The following is a 16777-nucleotide window of genomic DNA, read 5'->3' as shown; positions in this document are numbered from 1 at the left end:
GATGTCCGACAATCAAGTACACGACCCCCTCAATTTCATGCGCAGCATGTGGGGCAACATGGGCTTCTCGCTGCCCGGCATGGTCGCCCCCACTTTCGACGTTGAAGAACTGGACAAGCGCATCAAGGACATGAAGGCGGTCGAAGGCTGGCTGCGCATGAACCTGTCGATGCTGCAGATGACCATTCAGGGCCTCGAAATGCAGCGCACCACGGTCGGCGCTGTTGAAGCCATGGGCAAGATGGCCAAGGACGCTGCCAAGTCGATGACCCCGGAAGCCGCGCCGGAAGCCCCGGTGGCCCCGCCGCCAAATTTCTTCCAGGGCGCGATCCATCCGGAAAACAGCACCATGTCCGACGCCGCCATGTGGCCGTGGCAGATGATGCAGCAAATGCGCGAGCAGATGCAGCAAAGTGCTGAAGCAGCCGCTCAGGCCGCAGCCGAAGAGGCAGCCAAGCCGAAGACCAAACGTCCGGCAGCGAAGAAGTAATCAGAGCCGGGCCAGCCACGCTGCCCACAGCGGCAGCGTGAGCATGGACCCGAGCGTCGTCGCCGAGATGAGCCAGGCGACGCTCTTGCCGTCACCGCCCATGCGCATGGCCAGAATGTAGGCCGACGAGGCGGTCGGCAGCGCAGCAAAAAGCACCGCTACCTGATAATTGAGGCCGGTCAGTCCGAGCTGTGATCCGACGCCGATGGCGACCAGGGGCAGCGCCAGCAGCTTGACGGCCACCAGCCAGACGGAAAACCCCCGTACCCCCGGTGTGCTGTCCAGGCGCAAGGCGGCGCCGACGGTGATCAGGCCGAGCGCGATGGAAGCATCGGCCAGCCGCCCGAGAAAGGCCTGCAGCGGTGCCGGCGGCACGAAGCCGGCAAGATTGAGCAGAAAACCAGCGGCCGTCCCCCAGATCAGCGGATTGCGCGCCACTTCGCGCCACAGGCCGACCTCGCCGTGGCGGGCCAGCATCCAGACCGAGACGAGATTGGCGAAAGGCACGGCAGCGCCGACGATCAGCCCCATCGTGGCAATGCCCGGGGCGCCGAAGAGCATGCCGGCAACAGCCAGCGCGATATAGGAGTTGAAGCGGTAGGCGCACTGGAACATCGAGGCGTAGGTCAGCGCCGGCAGGCGGCTGAACAGCTTGGGGATCAGTCCCAACACCATGCCGGCCGCCATTGCGGCAAGGGCGGTGGCGAGCAGCGGCAGCGCCGAGCCGATGTCGAGCTTTGTCTTGATGATGGCGTTGATGAGCAGGGCCGGAAACAGGATGAAATAGACCAGCTTCTCGACGCCGCTCCAGAAATGGTCACCCAGATGCATCCAGCGGCGGATGGCGGTGCCGAGGAGGATCAGGGCGAAGTCGGGGAGAAGAAGCAGCGCGGTGTTCATTGGGGCATTCTATTAAACCCGCTGGCGACTGTGCGAACTACCGGTCATTCCCGCGTAGGCGGGTATGACAAACTGAATTGTTTGGCGACTTCCACGGTCAACCGGAAATAATGGCCAAAATCGAAATCCGCCTTGACCCTGTCCGGCAAACCCGAAATACTGGCCCGGAAAAGGAGAAGAACATGCATCTCGAATGGTGGCACTGGGTTGTCGGCGGCATTGCGCTGATTCTTGCCGAACTCGCCGTCCCCTCGTTTTTCATCGTCTGGTTCGGCCTCGGCGCGCTGCTCGTCGGCCTGCTCGCGCTGGCTTTTGATCTTTCGCTGACCGCCCAGCTGGCCACGTGGACGGTCGCCTCGCTGGCCATGGTCGTGCTCTGGTTCCGCGTTTTCAAGCAGAGCTTCGTCAAGACCCGGGCCGGCACGGCGGACGGCGAGGTCATCGGCGAAGTCGGTCTGCTGGTCGGGGCCGTCGCCCCTTTCGCCCGCGGCAAGGTGCGTTTTCAGGGGCCGCTGCTCGGCTCTGAAGAATGGGCTTGCATCGCCGACACGACGATTGCCGCTGGCGAACGGGTCAGGGTCGTCTCGGTGGAAGGCAGTTTTCTCAAGGTAGCCAAGGCTTAAAGAGGTCAAAAAAATGGACATGAACGCAGGATTTGTCGTCACGCTGGCCATACTGGTCTTTGTCATCGTCACCATCGCCAAGGGCGTGCGCATCGTGCCGCAGGGCGAGGAATGGATCGTCGAGCGGCTCGGCAAATACCACGGCACGCTCAAGCCCGGCCTCAACATTGTCATCCCCTACCTCGACAAGGTGGCCTACCAGCTGGTGACCAAGGACATCATCCTCGACGTCCAGGAACAGGAGGTCATCACCCGCGACAACGCGGTGATCCTGACCAACGCCATCGCCTTCATCAAGGTCACCGACCCGGTCAAGGCGGTCTATGGCATCACCGATTTCTCGGAAGCCATCCGCAACATGATCATGACGACACTGCGCTCCATCGTCGGTGAAATGGAGCTCGACGAGGCGCTGTCGTCGCGTGACAAGATCAAGGCCCGGCTGCGCGAAAGCATTGCCGACGAGGCGGTGGACTGGGGCCTGACGGTCAAATCCGTCGAGATTCAGGACATCAAGCCCTCGCAGTCGATGCAAAAGGCCATGGAAATGCAGGCCGCCGCCGAGCGCGAGCGCAAGGCCGTGGTGATCCGGGCCGAAGGGGCCAAGCAGGCAGCCATTCTCGAAGCCGAAGCGCGCCTCGAATCGGCCAAGCGCGACGCCAACGCCCAGGTCATGCTGGCCGAAGCCTCGGCCGAGGCAATCCGCCGCATCACCGCCGCCATCGGCGACAAGACCGGCCCGATGTCCTACATGCTGGGCGAAAAATACATCGCCGCGCTGGAGCGCATGGGCGAGAAGGACAACGCCAAGGTCATCGTGCTGCCGGCCGACCTGCAGGAAGCGGTCAAGGGCTTGTTCGGGCGCAACAAGGTCGCGGGCTGAACTGCCACGGTCAACCGGAAATAATCGGCAAAATTGAAATGCCGAAGGGTACCTGGCTCTCGACCACTCTGCTCGCGGCCCTGACCGCGCTGCCGCTGGCGGCGCTAAGCGGCGAGCCGCGCACGGAAGTCGTCGCCAGCGGACTCGACCACCCGTGGGCGCTGGCCTTCATCGGCGATGGCCGGATGCTGGTCAGCGAACGCCCGGGCCGGCTGCGCATAATTGCCGCCGACGGCAAGCTTGGCGCCCCGGTGGACGGTCTGCCGGCGGTGGAAGTCACCGGCCAGGGCGGCCTGCTCGACGTGGTCGCCGACCGCGATTTTGCCCGCAACCGGATGATCTATTTCTGCTACGCCGAACCGGCCGCGCAGGGCAGCGGCAATTCGACGGCGCTCGCGTCGGCCCGCCTATCCGACGACGCCAGACGGCTGGAAAAAGTGACGACGATCTTCCGGCAGGCGCCGAAAATCAGCAGCCGCCTTCATTTCGGCTGCCGCATCGTCGAGGCCGACGATGGCCGGCTTTTCCTGACCCTCGGCGAACGCGGTTCGCGCATGGCGGATGCCCAGAAGCTCGACAACCATCACGGCAAGGTGATCCGAATTGCCAAGGATGGATCGGTGCCAGCCGACAATCCTTTCACCAAACAGCCCGGCGCGCTGCCCGAAATCTGGAGTTACGGCCACCGCAACGGACAGGGCGCCACGCTCGGCCCGGACGGCCAGCTGTGGATGCACGAACATGGTCCGCAGGGCGGCGACGAAATCAATCGCCCCGAGCCGGGCAAGAACTACGGCTGGCCGGTCATTACCTATGGTGAAAACTACGGTGGCGGTGCCATCGGCGACGGCCTGACCCGCAAGGCCGGCATGGAGCAGCCGCTGCATTACTGGGTGCCATCGATTGCGCCATCCGGCATGGCCTTTGTGCGCAGCGAACGCTACGGGAAATCCTGGCGCGGCAGTCTGCTCGTCGGCTCGCTCAAATTCAGCTATCTGGCCCGACTGGAGATGGATGGCCCGCGTGTCGTCCGCGAAGAGAAGCTGCTGACCGGCCTGCGCCAGCGGGTGCGGGATGTCCGCGAGGGGCCGGACGGAACCATCTACCTGCTGACCGACGAACGTAGCGGCCAACTGCTCAGGCTGGTGGCCGACTAGCCAGCCGTTTCAGCCCAACTACCGGGCGGCAGAATTTCAAATTTGCGGCTTTTTTCGGGTTGACCGTGGCAAGCACCGGCTGCTCAGCCCGCCTCTTCCTCATACTGCCGGCGCAGCCGGGCGAGACCTTGCTGGTAGGCCTCGGCGTCGCCGAAATCAAAGAAATTCGGGTAGAGCTCATGGGCGGCCTTGACGCGGCGGGCGTGCTTGATCGGACACCAGTACTGCTCGGTGCGTGCCGCCACTTCCCGCGTGTAGGCGGCGACACCGTTGCCGTATGAGCAGTAGAAGCAGTTGAATTTTTCGACAATGTTGAGATATGGCAGGTCCTGGCGGTCGAAAACCAGATACTCCGAACGCTTCACCTTGGGAATCCGGTAGACCGGAAAACAGATGGCCTGAAAGATCGTGACGAAGAGGTCCATGAGCAGGAAGGGAATCCAGCCAAGGTAGATGAGCGGCGCGGTGAGGGCGACGAGCAGGCGGGTGCGCAGCAGGAAGCGGAACAGCCCGGTCTTGTAGCGGCGTTGCTGGCGCTGGAATTCTTCGGCCAGCTCGATCTTTTTTTGCGCCCACTCGTCGCGGGTCTGACGGTATTCCTCTTCGAGTTCGTCCTGCAGGGCGCGGATTTTCGCCAGCAGTTCGTCGATATTCTTGTCCATGGCCCCTGATCTTTCGCTGGATAGGCGCAGCAAATCTGCACTTCAGGGAGTGTGCCCGATCAGGCGTCGGGCGTCACGCGCCGGACGAGGCGGGTGGCCGGCCTACAGTCCGCAGATGGTGAGGAGGTCTGCTTCCAGTTCGATTTCCATGCCTTTTTCGAGCTTTTTCTCGACGAACATGCCGCGATACAGACGGCCGGCGTTCTCGGCTTTTTTGGCATGCGGTGTTTCCCAGTCGGTGACGCGGACTCGGACGACACCGCTCTGTTCGTCGCGCTCGGCAACGCCCTCGGCGACGCACGGGAAGGCCTGGACATGGCGGTTGAATTCGTCACGACTGTATCTTTCCAGCGGTTTGCCGGGCACCACCGGGCATTTGCCGAGATGGCGGGTGCGCACTTCGGCGGACAGCACTTCACCTTTCAGGAAAAAAACCGGATCAGTCACCACCCAGCCGTTGCCGCCCTCCTCGTAGCGCACGCATTGACCGGCCTGCAGCAGTTCCGGCTGCTTGAACAGCAGCTTGGCCGAAGGCCGCAATACCGGCTCGGCGGCCTGCGCCGACAGCGTCAGACAGGCCAGCACAACGAGGAGAATTCGCATGGCAATTTCCCGGATCAATAGATCCGGCTATCTTCGATCACCTTCCCGTCATTGGGCAAGCCCCCCGGCGTAACAAATGCGACTTCGCCGCGCAATTTGGTCATTTCACGCAGGCTGTTGACCAGCGCTGCGTCGAGTGCCTCGTGGCCGGCCTCAATTTCGCAATGGAGCACCATGCGGTCCTGGCCGCCCGGGTTGTCGACGACCAGCCGCATGCGGTGGATTTCCGGATGGCGGGCAGCGATCTGCGCGACCTGCTCGGGATGGACGAACATGCCCTTGATCTTGGTCGTCTGGTCGGCCCGGCCCATCCAGCCTTTGAGCCGGATATTGCTGCGGCCGCAGGGCGAGCGGCCGGGCAGGATGGCCGAGAGGTCGCCGGTGGCGAAGCGGATCAGCGGGTAATCCGGGTTGAAAGTAGTGACAACAACTTCGCCGACTTCGCCCGGCTCGACCGGATCGCCGGTACCCGGACGAACGATTTCGACGAGGATTTCCTCCTCGACGACCATGCCTTCCTCGGCCTCGGTTTCGTAGGCGATGGCGCCGATGTCGGCCGTCGCATAGCACTGACGAACGGTAATGCCGCGCTCGTTGAGCCACTGCCGGGTCACACCCGGCAAGGCTTCGCCGGAGACGCAGGCCTTGCGCAGCGAACTGATGTCGGCGCCCATTTCTTCGGCCTTCTCGACGATGATGCGCAGGAAGGACGGCGTACCGACATAGCCTTCCGGCTTGAGATCAACCATGGCCTGAACCTGCTGCTCAGTCTGCCCGGTACCGCCCGGGAATACCGCGCAACCAAGCTTGCGGGCGCCGCCTTCCATGAGGAAAGCGCCCGGCGTGAAGTGGTAGGAAAAGCAGTTGTGCACGAGGTCACCGTCGCGAAAGCCGGCGGCGTACAGCACGCGCGCCATGCGCCACGAGTCGGTTTCCTTGCCCTGCATTTCATAGATCGGCCCGGGCGAAGCGAACACCCGCTTGGCCTTGTGCCGGGGCAAGGCGTTCAGACCGCCAAAGGGCGGCGTCTTTTTCTGCAACTCGATCAGATCGCGCTTGCGGGTCAGCGGCAATCTGGCCAGCGCCTCTCGCGTCGCGCATTCAAACGGGTTGATCCCGGCCAGCGACTGAAAATAATAATGCGTCGTTTCCTTGGCATGCGCCACCTGCCGCGCCAGCTTGTCCATCAAATCCGCCTCGCGCTCATCCGGATCGCGGGTCTCGAGCGGGTCGTAATAGCTCATTTCATTTTTCTCCGTTTTTTCCGGTTGACCGTGGCATTTCAGATTTTGGGTTTGGGCGGCCAAACAAGGACAAACCAAAGGTCGCAAAGTAGGCCATCAGGGCAAGGCGGAGGCAGGCGCCGTTGGCTCCTTGCCAACAAGCCGGCCGACAACGCCGCCCTGGTGGCCGCCCTGCGACCTTTCAAGAGAGCCAGCGTTTGCGGCGTCTGTAATGTTTTACGTCTTTGAAAGATTTTCTACCGGCCGAACTGAGGCCCAAATAGAACTCCTTAACATCCTCATTGGTTCTAAGATCTTCCGCATCCCCCTCCATCACCACCCGCCCGTTCTCCAGGATGTACCCGAAGTCCGCATACCTCAGCGCGACCATGGTGTTCTGCTCAGCCAGCAGAAAACTCACGTTCTCCCGGCCATTCAAATCCTTAACAATCTCGAAAATCTCTTCAACAATCTGCGGCGCCAGGCCCATCGATGGCTCATCAAGCAGGATCATTTCCGGCTTGGCCATCAGCGCCCGACCGATGGCGCACATCTGCTGTTCGCCACCCGAGGTGTAACCAGCCTGCGAGGTGCGCCGCGTCTTGAGGCGCGGGAAGTAGTGATAAACCTTTTCCAGACTGTCCTTGAGTTCGCCGCGCGAAATGCTGCGCGTGTAGGCACCGGTCAGCAGGTTTTCCTCAATGGTCAGGTGGCCGAAACAATGCCGCCCTTCCATGACCTGAATGACGCCGCGCTTGACCAACTCGTTCGGCGTCAGTTGATCGATGCGCTGGCCCTTGTATTCGACCGAGCCCTTGGTCACATCGCCGCGTTCGGCGTGCAGCAGGTTGGAAATCGCCTTCAGCGTCGTCGACTTCCCGGCGCCATTGGCCCCGAGCAGGGCGACGATCTTGCCTTTCGGCACATTCAGCGAGACGCCCTTGAGCACCAGGATCACGTGGTCATAGATGACCTCGATGTTGTTGATGCTCAGGTAGTTTTCGCCCGCCGCAGCGGCAGTATGTGTAGTCATATGCGTTTCCGATTCATGGGACGGAGAGAAAGAGCGAGGGCTCGCGCCCCCACTCCTTCCTCCTGCCGTCTCATTTTTCCTTGGAACAATCGCGCGGCGTGATGCCCTTTTCCTTGGCGTACTGCTTGGCAGAAGCCTGGAACAGCGGGTGGATCAGCGCCTTGTTACCCTCGATCCAGCCGGATACCGGCACCCACTTGGCGCCGTCCCATTGCTGGATCTTCACCTTGCCGGAACCTTCGTGGTTGTCGCAGGAAGTCTTGATTTCCGGCAACAGATCCGTGGCGCCCAAGGCCTTCAGGCGAGCGTCGGTGATGTTGAGGTTTTCCAGCGCCCAGCGGGTCTGCTCACCCGTCAGCGCCTTGCCCTTGCCGTACTTTTCCTGGCCCTTGCGAATCGCTTCGACCGACAGCACGGCAGCGGAAACGCCACGGTTGTAGAGGATGGTGCCAATCTTGGCTGCGTCCTGCATGTTGCCCTTGCCAGCCCCGTAGACCACCTTCTCGATGTCGGCGATGACCGGAACCTGCTTGCCAGCCACATTCCACGTCGCGGCCATGTAACCCTTGGCGGCTTCGCCAGCCGGCACCACGTCTTCTTCGGAACCGGTCCACCACGAGCCGATCATCTTGTCACGCGGGAAGCCAACCTTCTGGGCGGCCTTCAGTGCCGTCTGGTTCATGACGCCCCAGCCCCAGAAAATGACGTAGTCCGGCTTTTCCTGACGGATCTTGAGCCACTGGGCGCCCTGCTCGTTACCCGGGTGGGCCACCGGAATCTGCACCAATTCAAACTTGTTCAGCCCCGCTTCGGCATTGAGCGCAACGATGGCTTCCTTGCCGTAAGCGGAGTCGTGATACAGATAAACAATCTTCTTGCCGGCCAGGCTGCCGCCGTTCTTGTCCTTGATGAACTTGACGATGGCCGAGGCCTGCATCTGGTAAGTCGTGACCAGCGGGAAGGCGTACGGGAAGACTGAGCCGTCCACCGCATCGGTACGACCGTAGCCCATCATGGCCAGCGGCAGCTTGTCCTGGGCCGACTTGTCGATCAGCGCGTAGGAAATGCCCGTCGACATCGTGTGCAGCGGGCCGGCCGATTTGGCGGCCTTGCCCTTCAGGCGCTCGTAGCACTCGACGCCCTTGGCGTTGTTGTATTCCGTTTCGCACTCTTCGTAGGTCATCTGGACGCCATTGACGCCCTTTTCCTTGAGATTGACGTAGTTGAGGTAATCGATGAAACCACCGTAGAAAGCCTGGCCGTTCGAGCCATAGGGCCCGACGCGGTAGTCGATCAGCGGAAAGAACTGCTCTTCGGCAGCCACGGCCATTTGCGACATCATGGCCAGGGAAACCGCAGCGGCGGCAACAGCGGGTTTGAAATTTTTGATCATTGAATGTCTCCTCCAGTTATTACAAAAAGCGGCGGGGCCCCACCGCTCTCACTACAGTCAGCACTAATGCGGGAACGGCCACAAGCGCAGCTTCTCCTTGGCGATCTGCCACAAACGGGCCAGCCCGTGCGGCTCGACGATCAGGAAGAACATGATCAGCGCACCGAACACCGTGATCTGGATGTGTGACACGGTGGCGCTGGAAAACGGCAGGCCGAACAGGTCGGCAATGAATGGCAAGGTAATGTCGAGAAAGATCGGCAGCAGCAGGATGAAGGCCGCGCCGAGGAAACTGCCCATGATCGACCCGACACCGCCGATGATGATCATGAACAGAATCTTGAAGGACATTTCGAGCGAGAAGCCGTCCGGCTCGACCGAACCGAGGTAGCAGAAGGCGTACAGCGCGCCGGCCACACCGCAGTAGAAGGAGCTCACGGCGAAGGCGAGCAGCTTGGTCTGCATGAGCTTGATGCCGATCACCGACGCCGCCACATCCATGTCGCGCACCGCCATCCACGCCCGACCGGTAGCCGAACGGACCATGTTCTTGGCGGCCAGCGCCATGACGACGACGATGGAGAGAACGAGCAGATACTTTTCGACCGGGGTCGTCAGTTCATGGCCGAAGATGATCAGACGTTGCGTCGAAATCACGCCGGATGACGAGTTGTTGGATAGCCAGGGGAACTTGGTCAGGCACCAGACGATGAAGAACTGCGCCGCCAGCGTCGCCACAGCCAGATAGAAGCCCTTGATGCGCAGCGACGGCAGGCCGAACAGGATGCCGACCCCGGCTGCGGTCAACCCGGCGCAAATGAAGGAAACCAGAATCGGGATGCCCTCGACGCGCAACTGGAAGTTGTAGGCGGCATAGGCACCGACCGCCATGAAGGCTGCCGAACCGAGTGAAAGCTGGCCGGCATAACCGGTCAGGACATTGAGCCCGAGGGCGGCCAGAGCAAAGATCAGGAAAGGAATCAGGATGGCCGAGAACCAGTATTCACTGGCAAAAAGCGGCACCCCGATGAAAGCGACGACGAGTAGCGCGATGACTCCGATCCGGTCCTGACGAATCGGAAAGATTTGCTGGTCGGCGCCGTAGGTCGTCTTGAATTGACCGGCTTCACGGTAAAGCATGTGTTTTCTCCCTTAAACCCGGTCGATGTGTTTTTCGCCGAACAGCCCTTCAGGCCGCACCAGCAAAAAGAGCAAAGCCAGCACATAAGGGAACCAGCCCTCGATGCCACCAAAATTGCCGCCAAACAGATCCTGCATGACGGGCGGAATGTAAATTTCAGCCAGTTTTTCCGAGGCGCCGATGATCAGGCCACCGACAATCGCCCCCGGCACGGAGGTGAAGCCGCCAAGGATCAACACTGGCAGCGCCTTGAGTGCAGTGAAAGTAAGCGCAAACTGAACACCGTTGCGGGCGCCCCACATCATTCCTGCCACCAGCGCGACGAAGCCGGCCACACCCCAGACGATGGCCCAGATGTTCTGCAGCGGAATGCCAATCGACAGCGCGGCCTGGTGGTCGTCCGCCACGGCGCGCAAGGCCCGGCCAATGCGGGTGTATTGGAAGAACAGGGCGAGCGTGGCGACCAGCACCGCCGCCACCCCGGCCGCGACGAGGTCGAACTTGGAAATGACCATGTTCCAGTTGTCGAGAATCCACGGAATCGGCTCGTCGACGATGCCCAGTTCGAGCGCCCGCGGCTCGCTGCCGAAAATCATCGGGGCCAGACCTTCGATGAAGAAAGCGAGACCAATGGTCGCCATGAACAAGGCAATCGGTGGCTGATTGACCAGCTTGCGCAGCACGAACTTCTCGGTCGCGATGCCAAACAGGGTCATGATGACAAAAGCCAGAATGATCGCCAGCCAGAGCGGCGCCCCCTTTTCCATGCAGCCGACGACCGACAGCGCAGCGAGGTAAACCATGGCACCCTGGGCGAAGTTAAAGACACCCGAGGCCTTGTAGATCATCACGAAACCGAGGGCGACCAGGGCGTACATGACGCCGGAGAGCAGACCACCGATCAATACTTCAAGAAAGAAATTCATCTCGCCCGCCTCCTAATGGCCAGCACCGAGGTACGCCTTGATGACGTCCTCGTTGTTCTTCACGTCTTCCGGCACGCCGTCGCCGATCTTCTTGCCGTAATCGAGCACGACGACGCGGTCTGAGATGTCCATGACGACGCCCATGTCGTGCTCGATGAGCACGATGGTGGTGCCGAACTGGTCGTTCACGTCGAGGATGAAGCGGCACATGTCCTGTTTTTCCTCGACGTTCATGCCGGCCATCGGCTCGTCAAGGAGCAGCATGGATGGTTCGGCGGCCAAGGCGCGGCCAAGTTCGACACGCTTTTGCAAGCCATACGGCAAGCGGCCAACCGGCGTCTTGCGGATGTGCTGGATTTCGAGGAAGTCGATCACCTCCTCAACCTTCTTGCGATGCTCCAACTCCTCCTTCCGGGCCCGACCGAACCACAGCGCATGCTCAATGAAGTTGGCCTTCATCTTGGTAATGCGCCCGGTCATGATGTTGTCGAGGACGCTCATGCCTTTGAACAGCGCGATGTTCTGGAAGGTGCGCGCGATATTCTGCTGGGCCGCCATGTGCGGCTCCATGCGCTTGCGCTCCTGGCCGTGCCAGAAAATCCTGCCTTCCTGCGGGTGGTAAACGCCGTTGATGACGTTGAGCATCGAGCTCTTGCCAGCACCGTTCGGGCCGATGATGGCGCGGATTTCGTGCTGGCGGACATCGAAGGAAATGTCGGTCAGCGCCTTGACGCCACCGAAGCGCAGGGAAATATTCTGCAGGTCGAGAATGACGTCGCCTATTTTCTTGGACATGTTCAGGCAGCCTTCTTCACGATCGGAAAGGTCTTGGCATCGATGATCTTGAGGTCGGCCGATACCTTGCCGCGCCGACCATCCTCGAACTTGACCTCGGTTTCGATGAACTGATTCGCCTTGCCCTCGTAGAGCGCGTCGATCAGCACCTTGTATTTTTCGGCGACGAAATTGCGGCGCACCTTGCGGGTACGAGTCAATTCATCGTCGTCCGGATCGAGTTCCTTGTGCAGGACGAGGAAGCGATGAATCTGCGAGTCAGCCACCATGGCGTCATGGATCAGATCGGCGTTGACCTGCTCGACGCATTCGCGGATCAGTTCGAGCACTTCCGGCTTGCCGGCGAGGTCGGCATAACCCGAATAGGCGATGCCGCGGCGCTCGGCCCAGTTGCCGACAGCGCTGACGTCGATGTTGATGAAGGCGCAGACCATGTCGCGGTCGTGGCCGAAGCAGACCGCTTCCTTCACGTGCTGGAAGAACTTGAGCTTGTTCTCGATGTAGTTCGGGGCAAACATCGCGCCGTTCTTGAGCTTGCCGACATCCTTGGCCCGGTCGATGATCTTCAGGTGGCCGTCCTCGTCGAGGAAGCCGGCGTCGCCGGTCATGAAGTAGCCGTCGGCATTGATCGATTCGGCCGTGGCATCCGGGCGCTTGTAGTACTCCTTGAGCAGCATCGGGCCCTTGACCAGGACTTCGCCGTTGTCGGCGATCCTGATTTCGACGCCCGGGGCCGGCTGGCCGACCGAGTCGAACTTGATCTGGCCGTCCGGCTGCAGGCAGACGTAGGCGCAGGTTTCGGTCTGGCCGTAGAACTGCTTGAGGTTGATGCCCATCGAACGGTAGAAACGGAACAGTTCCGGCCCGATGGCTGCGCCGGCCGTGTAGGCGACCTTGATCCGGCTCATGCCGAGGACGTTGCGCAGCGGGCCATAAACGAGGATGTTGCCGAGCCAGTACTGCAGGCGATCACCGAAACCGACCGATTTGCCGTCGAGAATGTCCGAACCGCAGCGTTTGGCGACGGCCATGAAGTGGTGGAACATTTTCTGTTTGAGCTTGCCGGCGTCTTCCATGCGGATCATCACGGAGGTCAGCAGGCTCTCGAACACGCGCGGCGGGGCGAAATAGCAGGTCGGGCCGATTTCGCGCAGGTCGGACATCACCGTGTCGCCTGATTCCGGGCAGTTGATGGTGAATCCTGCCACCAGCGCCTGAGCGTAGGAGAAAAGATGGTCGCCGACCCAGGCCATGGGCAGGTAGGACAGGATGTCGCCATCGGCCCCCAGCTTGTCGACCTGCACGCCGCCCTGCGCCGCAGCGATGAAGGCGGCGTGGGTCTGGCAGACGCCTTTCGGCTTGCCGGTGGTACCCGAGGTGTAGAGCATCACGCCGGTATCGTCAAAATGGCCCTGCTCGATCTCGGCATTGAGGAAGGAAGTGTGGTTGCGGTCATGAATCCGCCCCATTTCCATGAGTTCGTGGATGTCGTGCAGGAAGGGCTGGCTGTAGTGCCGCATGCCGCGCGGGTCATCGTAGACGATGTGTTCGAGCGCCGGCGCCTGATCCTGGATTTCCAGCATCTTGTCGACCTGTTCCTGATCCTCGACGACGACGAACCGGATGCCGGCGTCCTGCAACACGAAGAGCATTTCGCTGGCCACGGCGTCCTGGTAGAGCGGCACCGGCACCCCACCCAGGCACTGGGCAGCGGTCATCATCATGTAGAGGTGCGGCCGGTTGTCGCCAATGATGGCCAGATTGTCGCCGCGCTTGAAGCCGAGTGAAGCCAGACCGCAGGCCAGGGCGCGGACGCGCTCGGCGACGTCGGACCAAGTCCAAGTCTGCCAGATGCCGAGATATTTTTCGCGCATGGCCGGCGCATTCGGCCGGATGCTTGCGTGATGAAACAGTAGCCGCGGGAAGGTATGCAAACCATCCAGAGCGGCGAAATTCGCCTGCGTGGGCATTCTTTATCTCCTCCGCCGCGACTCATCGTTCGCGGTCTAACGTTCGTTTGAATCATTGTGGGGACGGCTGGCTTACACAGACCTTGCAGCCCCCTGACAATCTCTCACTTTGCGACGCAGTGTATGCAGTGGCCGGCCTTATAATTGTCATCCGGCAGACAATCCAGGAAATAAATTGAAAAACGCCGAAGAACTGCTTCGTGCCTCCGTCTGGGGACCGTCGCTCACCACCGAGGAAATGGCCAAGGCGCTCGCCGGAACTTTCGAGAGGACCTTCGCCCCCGGCGCCTTCATCTGCATGAAAGGCGAGCCGGTGGATTACTGGATGGGCATCGTCGACGGGCTGGGCAAGATGGCCAGCCATTGGACGACTGGCAAGACGACCTCGCTGACCGGGATCAGCACTGGCGGCTGGTTCGGCGAAGGCTCGCTGCTCAAGAGCGAAGCGCGTCGCTACGACGTCATGGCCATCCGCGAAACGCGGGTCGCCTTCATGAGCCGCGCCACTTTCCTGTGGCTGCTCGACCACAGCATTCCGTTCAACCGCTACATGATCGCCCAACTCAACGAGCGCCTCGGCCAGTTCATCGGCATGATCGAAAACGAGCGCATGCTGGACACCGACGCCCGTATCGCGCGCGGCCTGGCGGCCCTGTTCAACCCGGTGCTCTACCCCGGCACCAACCGCCTGCTGCAGATTTCGCAGGAAGAACTCGGCTATCTGGCCGGGGTTTCGAGACAGCGGGCCAATCAGGCGCTCAAGGTGCTTGAGGACGCCGGGCTGGTGCGCAGCGAGTACGGCGGAATCAATATTCTCGATCTCGACGGGCTGCGCAGTTTCGGTGACTGAACTCCACGGTCAACCGGAAAAATTGCCCGAAAACCAAATGGCATCAGGCAACTCAGTCGTCTCTACCGGCTGATTTAAAGGCGCGCCAAGCAGTGACACGAACTGACATGACATTTCGCAAGACGTGAAATGGTCGACGGTATTCAGCCTGCCGATCCGACTACCCTAATGACTTTTGCTTAACCTGTCTCCTACGCCAGTGTCCCACTCAAACGCCACGCCTTCAGCGGAAAAACAGCCCAACCACACGGGACTCCTTGCTGTCCTGCTCAACGCCAGCGGCCTGATGTCCAGCTGGCGAAAACTAAGCTACTGCTGGCGTGACCCGGAAGCCCCTGCCGACGTCGCCGCCGCCCATCGTTTCCGGCAGTTCCGCGCCTTGTTGCAGCAAATGCCTGTCACTGCCTTCGACTGCATGGTCTGTTCGGTTATCGATGCCTGGATCTTCTGGCAAGACGGCACACCGGGCCTGCTCCTCGGCTGGTGCGCCGCAATCTGGGCGAGCTCCGGCGTCAGCCTGTTCGTCTGGCAGCGTTACAAATCCGAGACCAATCATCAAGCTTGCGCCCGTGCCGTTCGCCTGCTGACTGCTTCGATTGCACTCTCCGGCCTGCTTTTCGCAGTCATGCTCGCTTATCTGTTCGGCCGCACCGACATGACCGGCCAGATACTGATCACCGCTTTTTTTGCCGCAACCATCGCCCACGGCGCCTTCCACACGGCACGCTGGCCCTGGGCTGGCGGCCTGTGGAGCCTCGCAATGTGTGGCGGCGGCGCGCTGACCATGCTGATCCTCTACGGCATGACCTATGCCTATCTCGCCGTGCTCCTTGGCCTCTACGGTATTTCAGTCGTTGCCTCGGTACTCATCACCTCCCGCCTGTTCGTCAAGAGTTTGATTGCCGAGAGCGAAGTGGCGCGTCAAAAGGAGGTCATCGGACTACTGCTCAACGATTTCGAGGACGATGCCAGCGACTGGCTATGGGAAACCGACGACCAGGGCCGTTTGCGCCACATTTCGACGCGACTGGCCAGCACTTTGGGCATGCCAGTTGCCGCCCTGCACGCACAGCAGATGTCGATCGTCCTGCTTGGCAGAAAAGGGTCGGCGGACGCTGAGGGGCGGCAAGCCTTTACGCAACTTGAGGACGCCTTTGGCTCAGCCACGCCGTTTCGTGACATTGTCGTGCCAATCGAGCAGTCCGGAGAAGTCGCCTGGTGGTCTCTGAGCGGCAAGCCCCTGACCGACGCGGCAGGCACGCTTACCGGCTGGCGCGGCGTGGGCTCGGACATTACCGCCGAACGCCGGCGCCAGGAAGCGGAACACGATTTGCTGGCAACCCGCGAAGCAGCGGCACGTCTGGCCGGCGAACTCGATACGGCGCGCCGTATCCAGATGGGCCTGCTCCCCGACCTGGCAACCAGTTTTGCCGGCGAAACCCGCTTTTCGATCGCGGCCATCCTCGAGCCTGCCCGCGAAGTCGGTGGGGACTATTACGAATGCTTCCGGCTCGACGAACGCCGGATCTGCTTTGCGGTGGCGGATGTCTCCGGCAAGGGCGTCCCGGCCAGTCTCTTCATGGCCATGACCAAGGCACTGGCCGCCAGCATGGCGAGGCTAAGCAAGGATCTCGGCGAAGCAGTACGGGATGTCGCCAACGAACTCGACCGCAACAATCCGGAAATGCTCTTCGTCACCGCCTTCATTGCCGTGCTCGACATCGTCAGCGGCGAGCTGAATTTCGTCTCGGCCGGGCACGATGCCCCGGTGCTGCTCCGCCACGGGGAGCTGTCCCGAATCGACCTGGGCGAGGCGCTTGGGCCACCGATGTGTGGCGTCCCGGATTATCCGTTCCGGGCTGTCACCCGCCAACTCGAGCCCGGCGACACGCTTTGCCTGTTCACTGACGGGGTCACCGAAGCAACCGACGGCCAGAGTTTCTTCGGCACCGAGCGCCTGCTCCACACACTCGCCACCCAGTCCGCCCAAGCACCCGTGGCAACCTGTGCCGAAGCCCTGCGCATCAGTGTTCGCAGCTTCGAAGCGACACAGTTGCCGGTCGACGACCTGACCATTCTGGTACTGCGCTGGCATGGTGGGACAAGCCGCTAAACCAGCTTGAAAAAG

At 61.3% G+C, this 16777-nt stretch carries 16 protein-coding genes; 6 read left to right on the top strand and 10 right to left on the bottom strand.

Features of this window, described 5'->3' with window-relative positions; genetic code table 11:
• Position 1: 1 nt before the first annotated feature.
• Positions 2-490 carry a PhaM family polyhydroxyalkanoate granule multifunctional regulatory protein gene (locus tag WBK19_RS07620; RefSeq protein ID WP_511288453.1) on the top strand — a complete coding sequence of 163 codons (489 nt, stop codon included), beginning with the start codon at positions 2-4 and terminating at the stop codon, positions 488-490.
• On the opposite strand, the gene WBK19_RS07615 is transcribed toward WBK19_RS07620, so the two are convergent.
• On the bottom strand, positions 491-1390 hold the full coding sequence (locus tag WBK19_RS07615; protein WP_511288451.1) for an AEC family transporter: 900 nt from the start codon (positions 1388-1390) through the stop codon (positions 491-493).
• 182 nt (positions 1391-1572) lie between these two features.
• Between WBK19_RS07615 and WBK19_RS07610 the strand changes: the two genes are divergently transcribed.
• From WBK19_RS07610 to WBK19_RS07600, 3 genes are read left to right on the top strand one after another with little or no spacing between them, the layout of a single operon-like run.
• Positions 1573-2013: an NfeD family protein gene (locus WBK19_RS07610; protein ID WP_511288537.1), complete on the top strand. Its 441-nt coding sequence runs from the start codon at positions 1573-1575 to the stop codon at positions 2011-2013.
• A gap of 19 nt (positions 2014-2032) precedes the next feature.
• Positions 2033-2896, top strand: coding sequence for an SPFH domain-containing protein (locus WBK19_RS07605; RefSeq protein WP_511288449.1), 864 nt, complete (start codon positions 2033-2035; stop codon positions 2894-2896).
• 38 nt (positions 2897-2934) lie between these two features.
• A complete protein-coding gene (locus WBK19_RS07600; protein WP_511288447.1) occupies positions 2935-4053 on the top strand; it encodes a PQQ-dependent sugar dehydrogenase in 1119 nt (372 codons plus the stop codon).
• A gap of 83 nt (positions 4054-4136) precedes the next feature.
• On the opposite strand, the gene WBK19_RS07595 is transcribed toward WBK19_RS07600, so the two are convergent.
• The 9 genes from WBK19_RS07595 to WBK19_RS07555 form a co-directional block, all read right to left on the bottom strand.
• A complete protein-coding gene (locus WBK19_RS07595; protein WP_511288445.1) occupies positions 4137-4715 on the bottom strand; it encodes a hypothetical protein in 579 nt (192 codons plus the stop codon).
• 102 nt (positions 4716-4817) lie between these two features.
• Positions 4818-5318: a hypothetical protein gene (locus WBK19_RS07590; protein WP_511288443.1), complete on the bottom strand. Its 501-nt coding sequence runs from the start codon at positions 5316-5318 to the stop codon at positions 4818-4820.
• A 14-nt stretch (positions 5319-5332) separates the two neighbouring features.
• Entirely contained in the window at positions 5333-6562 is a 1230-nt protein-coding gene (locus tag WBK19_RS07585) for a phenylacetate--CoA ligase family protein (protein ID WP_511288441.1), read from the bottom strand.
• Positions 6563-6743: 181 nt separating this feature from the next.
• A complete protein-coding gene (locus WBK19_RS07580; protein ID WP_226403469.1) occupies positions 6744-7574 on the bottom strand; it encodes an ABC transporter ATP-binding protein in 831 nt (276 codons plus the stop codon).
• A 70-nt stretch (positions 7575-7644) separates the two neighbouring features.
• Positions 7645-8967 (bottom strand): ABC transporter substrate-binding protein, encoded by a 1323-nt coding sequence (locus tag WBK19_RS07575; protein WP_511288439.1) that lies wholly within the window; start codon positions 8965-8967, stop codon positions 7645-7647.
• Positions 8968-9030: 63 nt separating this feature from the next.
• Entirely contained in the window at positions 9031-10107 is a 1077-nt protein-coding gene (locus tag WBK19_RS07570; protein ID WP_511288437.1) for a branched-chain amino acid ABC transporter permease, read from the bottom strand.
• A gap of 12 nt (positions 10108-10119) precedes the next feature.
• Positions 10120-11034 carry a branched-chain amino acid ABC transporter permease gene (locus WBK19_RS07565; RefSeq protein WP_511288435.1) on the bottom strand — a complete coding sequence of 305 codons (915 nt, stop codon included), beginning with the start codon at positions 11032-11034 and terminating at the stop codon, positions 10120-10122.
• Between the two features lie 12 nt (positions 11035-11046).
• Positions 11047-11829: an ABC transporter ATP-binding protein gene (locus WBK19_RS07560; RefSeq protein ID WP_511288433.1), complete on the bottom strand. Its 783-nt coding sequence runs from the start codon at positions 11827-11829 to the stop codon at positions 11047-11049.
• Between the two features lie 2 nt (positions 11830-11831).
• The gene (locus tag WBK19_RS07555; protein ID WP_511288431.1) at positions 11832-13799 is read right to left on the bottom strand and encodes an AMP-dependent synthetase/ligase; all 1968 of its coding nucleotides are present in this window, start codon (positions 13797-13799) and stop codon (positions 11832-11834) included.
• 175 nt (positions 13800-13974) lie between these two features.
• Here WBK19_RS07555 and WBK19_RS07550 point away from each other — a divergent pair, with 175 nt between their 5' ends.
• Both WBK19_RS07550 and WBK19_RS07545 read left to right on the top strand, forming a co-directional pair.
• Complete coding sequence (locus WBK19_RS07550) at positions 13975-14649, top strand: Crp/Fnr family transcriptional regulator (protein WP_511288429.1); 675 nt, start codon at positions 13975-13977, stop codon at positions 14647-14649.
• A gap of 199 nt (positions 14650-14848) precedes the next feature.
• A complete protein-coding gene (locus WBK19_RS07545) occupies positions 14849-16762 on the top strand; it encodes a PP2C family protein-serine/threonine phosphatase (protein ID WP_511288427.1) in 1914 nt (637 codons plus the stop codon).
• Positions 16763-16777: the final 15 nt, after the last annotated feature.

This window comes from Azonexus sp., assembly GCF_049652925.1.
In the GTDB taxonomy this organism is placed as follows: domain Bacteria; phylum Pseudomonadota; class Gammaproteobacteria; order Burkholderiales; family Rhodocyclaceae; genus Azonexus.
Note: the sequence above shows the minus strand (reverse complement) of the source record. Positions and strands in the feature narration are given on the sequence as shown.

Coding starts and splice junctions, on each gene's coding strand:
- WBK19_RS07600 (WP_511288447.1), top strand. CDS start 2,935: ATGCCGAAGGGTACCTGGCTCTCGACCACTCTGCTCGCGGCCCTGACC.
- WBK19_RS07565 (WP_511288435.1), bottom strand. CDS start 11,034: ATGAATTTCTTTCTTGAAGTATTGATCGGTGGTCTGCTCTCCGGCGTC.
- WBK19_RS07605 (WP_511288449.1), top strand. CDS start 2,033: ATGAACGCAGGATTTGTCGTCACGCTGGCCATACTGGTCTTTGTCATC.
- WBK19_RS07620 (WP_511288453.1), top strand. CDS start 2: ATGTCCGACAATCAAGTACACGACCCCCTCAATTTCATGCGCAGCATG.
- WBK19_RS07585 (WP_511288441.1), bottom strand. CDS start 6,562: ATGAGCTATTACGACCCGCTCGAGACCCGCGATCCGGATGAGCGCGAG.
- WBK19_RS07615 (WP_511288451.1), bottom strand. CDS start 1,390: ATGAACACCGCGCTGCTTCTTCTCCCCGACTTCGCCCTGATCCTCCTC.
- WBK19_RS07610 (WP_511288537.1), top strand. CDS start 1,573: ATGCATCTCGAATGGTGGCACTGGGTTGTCGGCGGCATTGCGCTGATT.
- WBK19_RS07580 (WP_226403469.1), bottom strand. CDS start 7,574: ATGACTACACATACTGCCGCTGCGGCGGGCGAAAACTACCTGAGCATC.
- WBK19_RS07575 (WP_511288439.1), bottom strand. CDS start 8,967: ATGATCAAAAATTTCAAACCCGCTGTTGCCGCCGCTGCGGTTTCCCTG.
- WBK19_RS07555 (WP_511288431.1), bottom strand. CDS start 13,799: ATGCCCACGCAGGCGAATTTCGCCGCTCTGGATGGTTTGCATACCTTC.
- WBK19_RS07590 (WP_511288443.1), bottom strand. CDS start 5,318: ATGCGAATTCTCCTCGTTGTGCTGGCCTGTCTGACGCTGTCGGCGCAG.
- WBK19_RS07595 (WP_511288445.1), bottom strand. CDS start 4,715: ATGGACAAGAATATCGACGAACTGCTGGCGAAAATCCGCGCCCTGCAG.
- WBK19_RS07570 (WP_511288437.1), bottom strand. CDS start 10,107: ATGCTTTACCGTGAAGCCGGTCAATTCAAGACGACCTACGGCGCCGAC.
- WBK19_RS07560 (WP_511288433.1), bottom strand. CDS start 11,829: ATGTCCAAGAAAATAGGCGACGTCATTCTCGACCTGCAGAATATTTCC.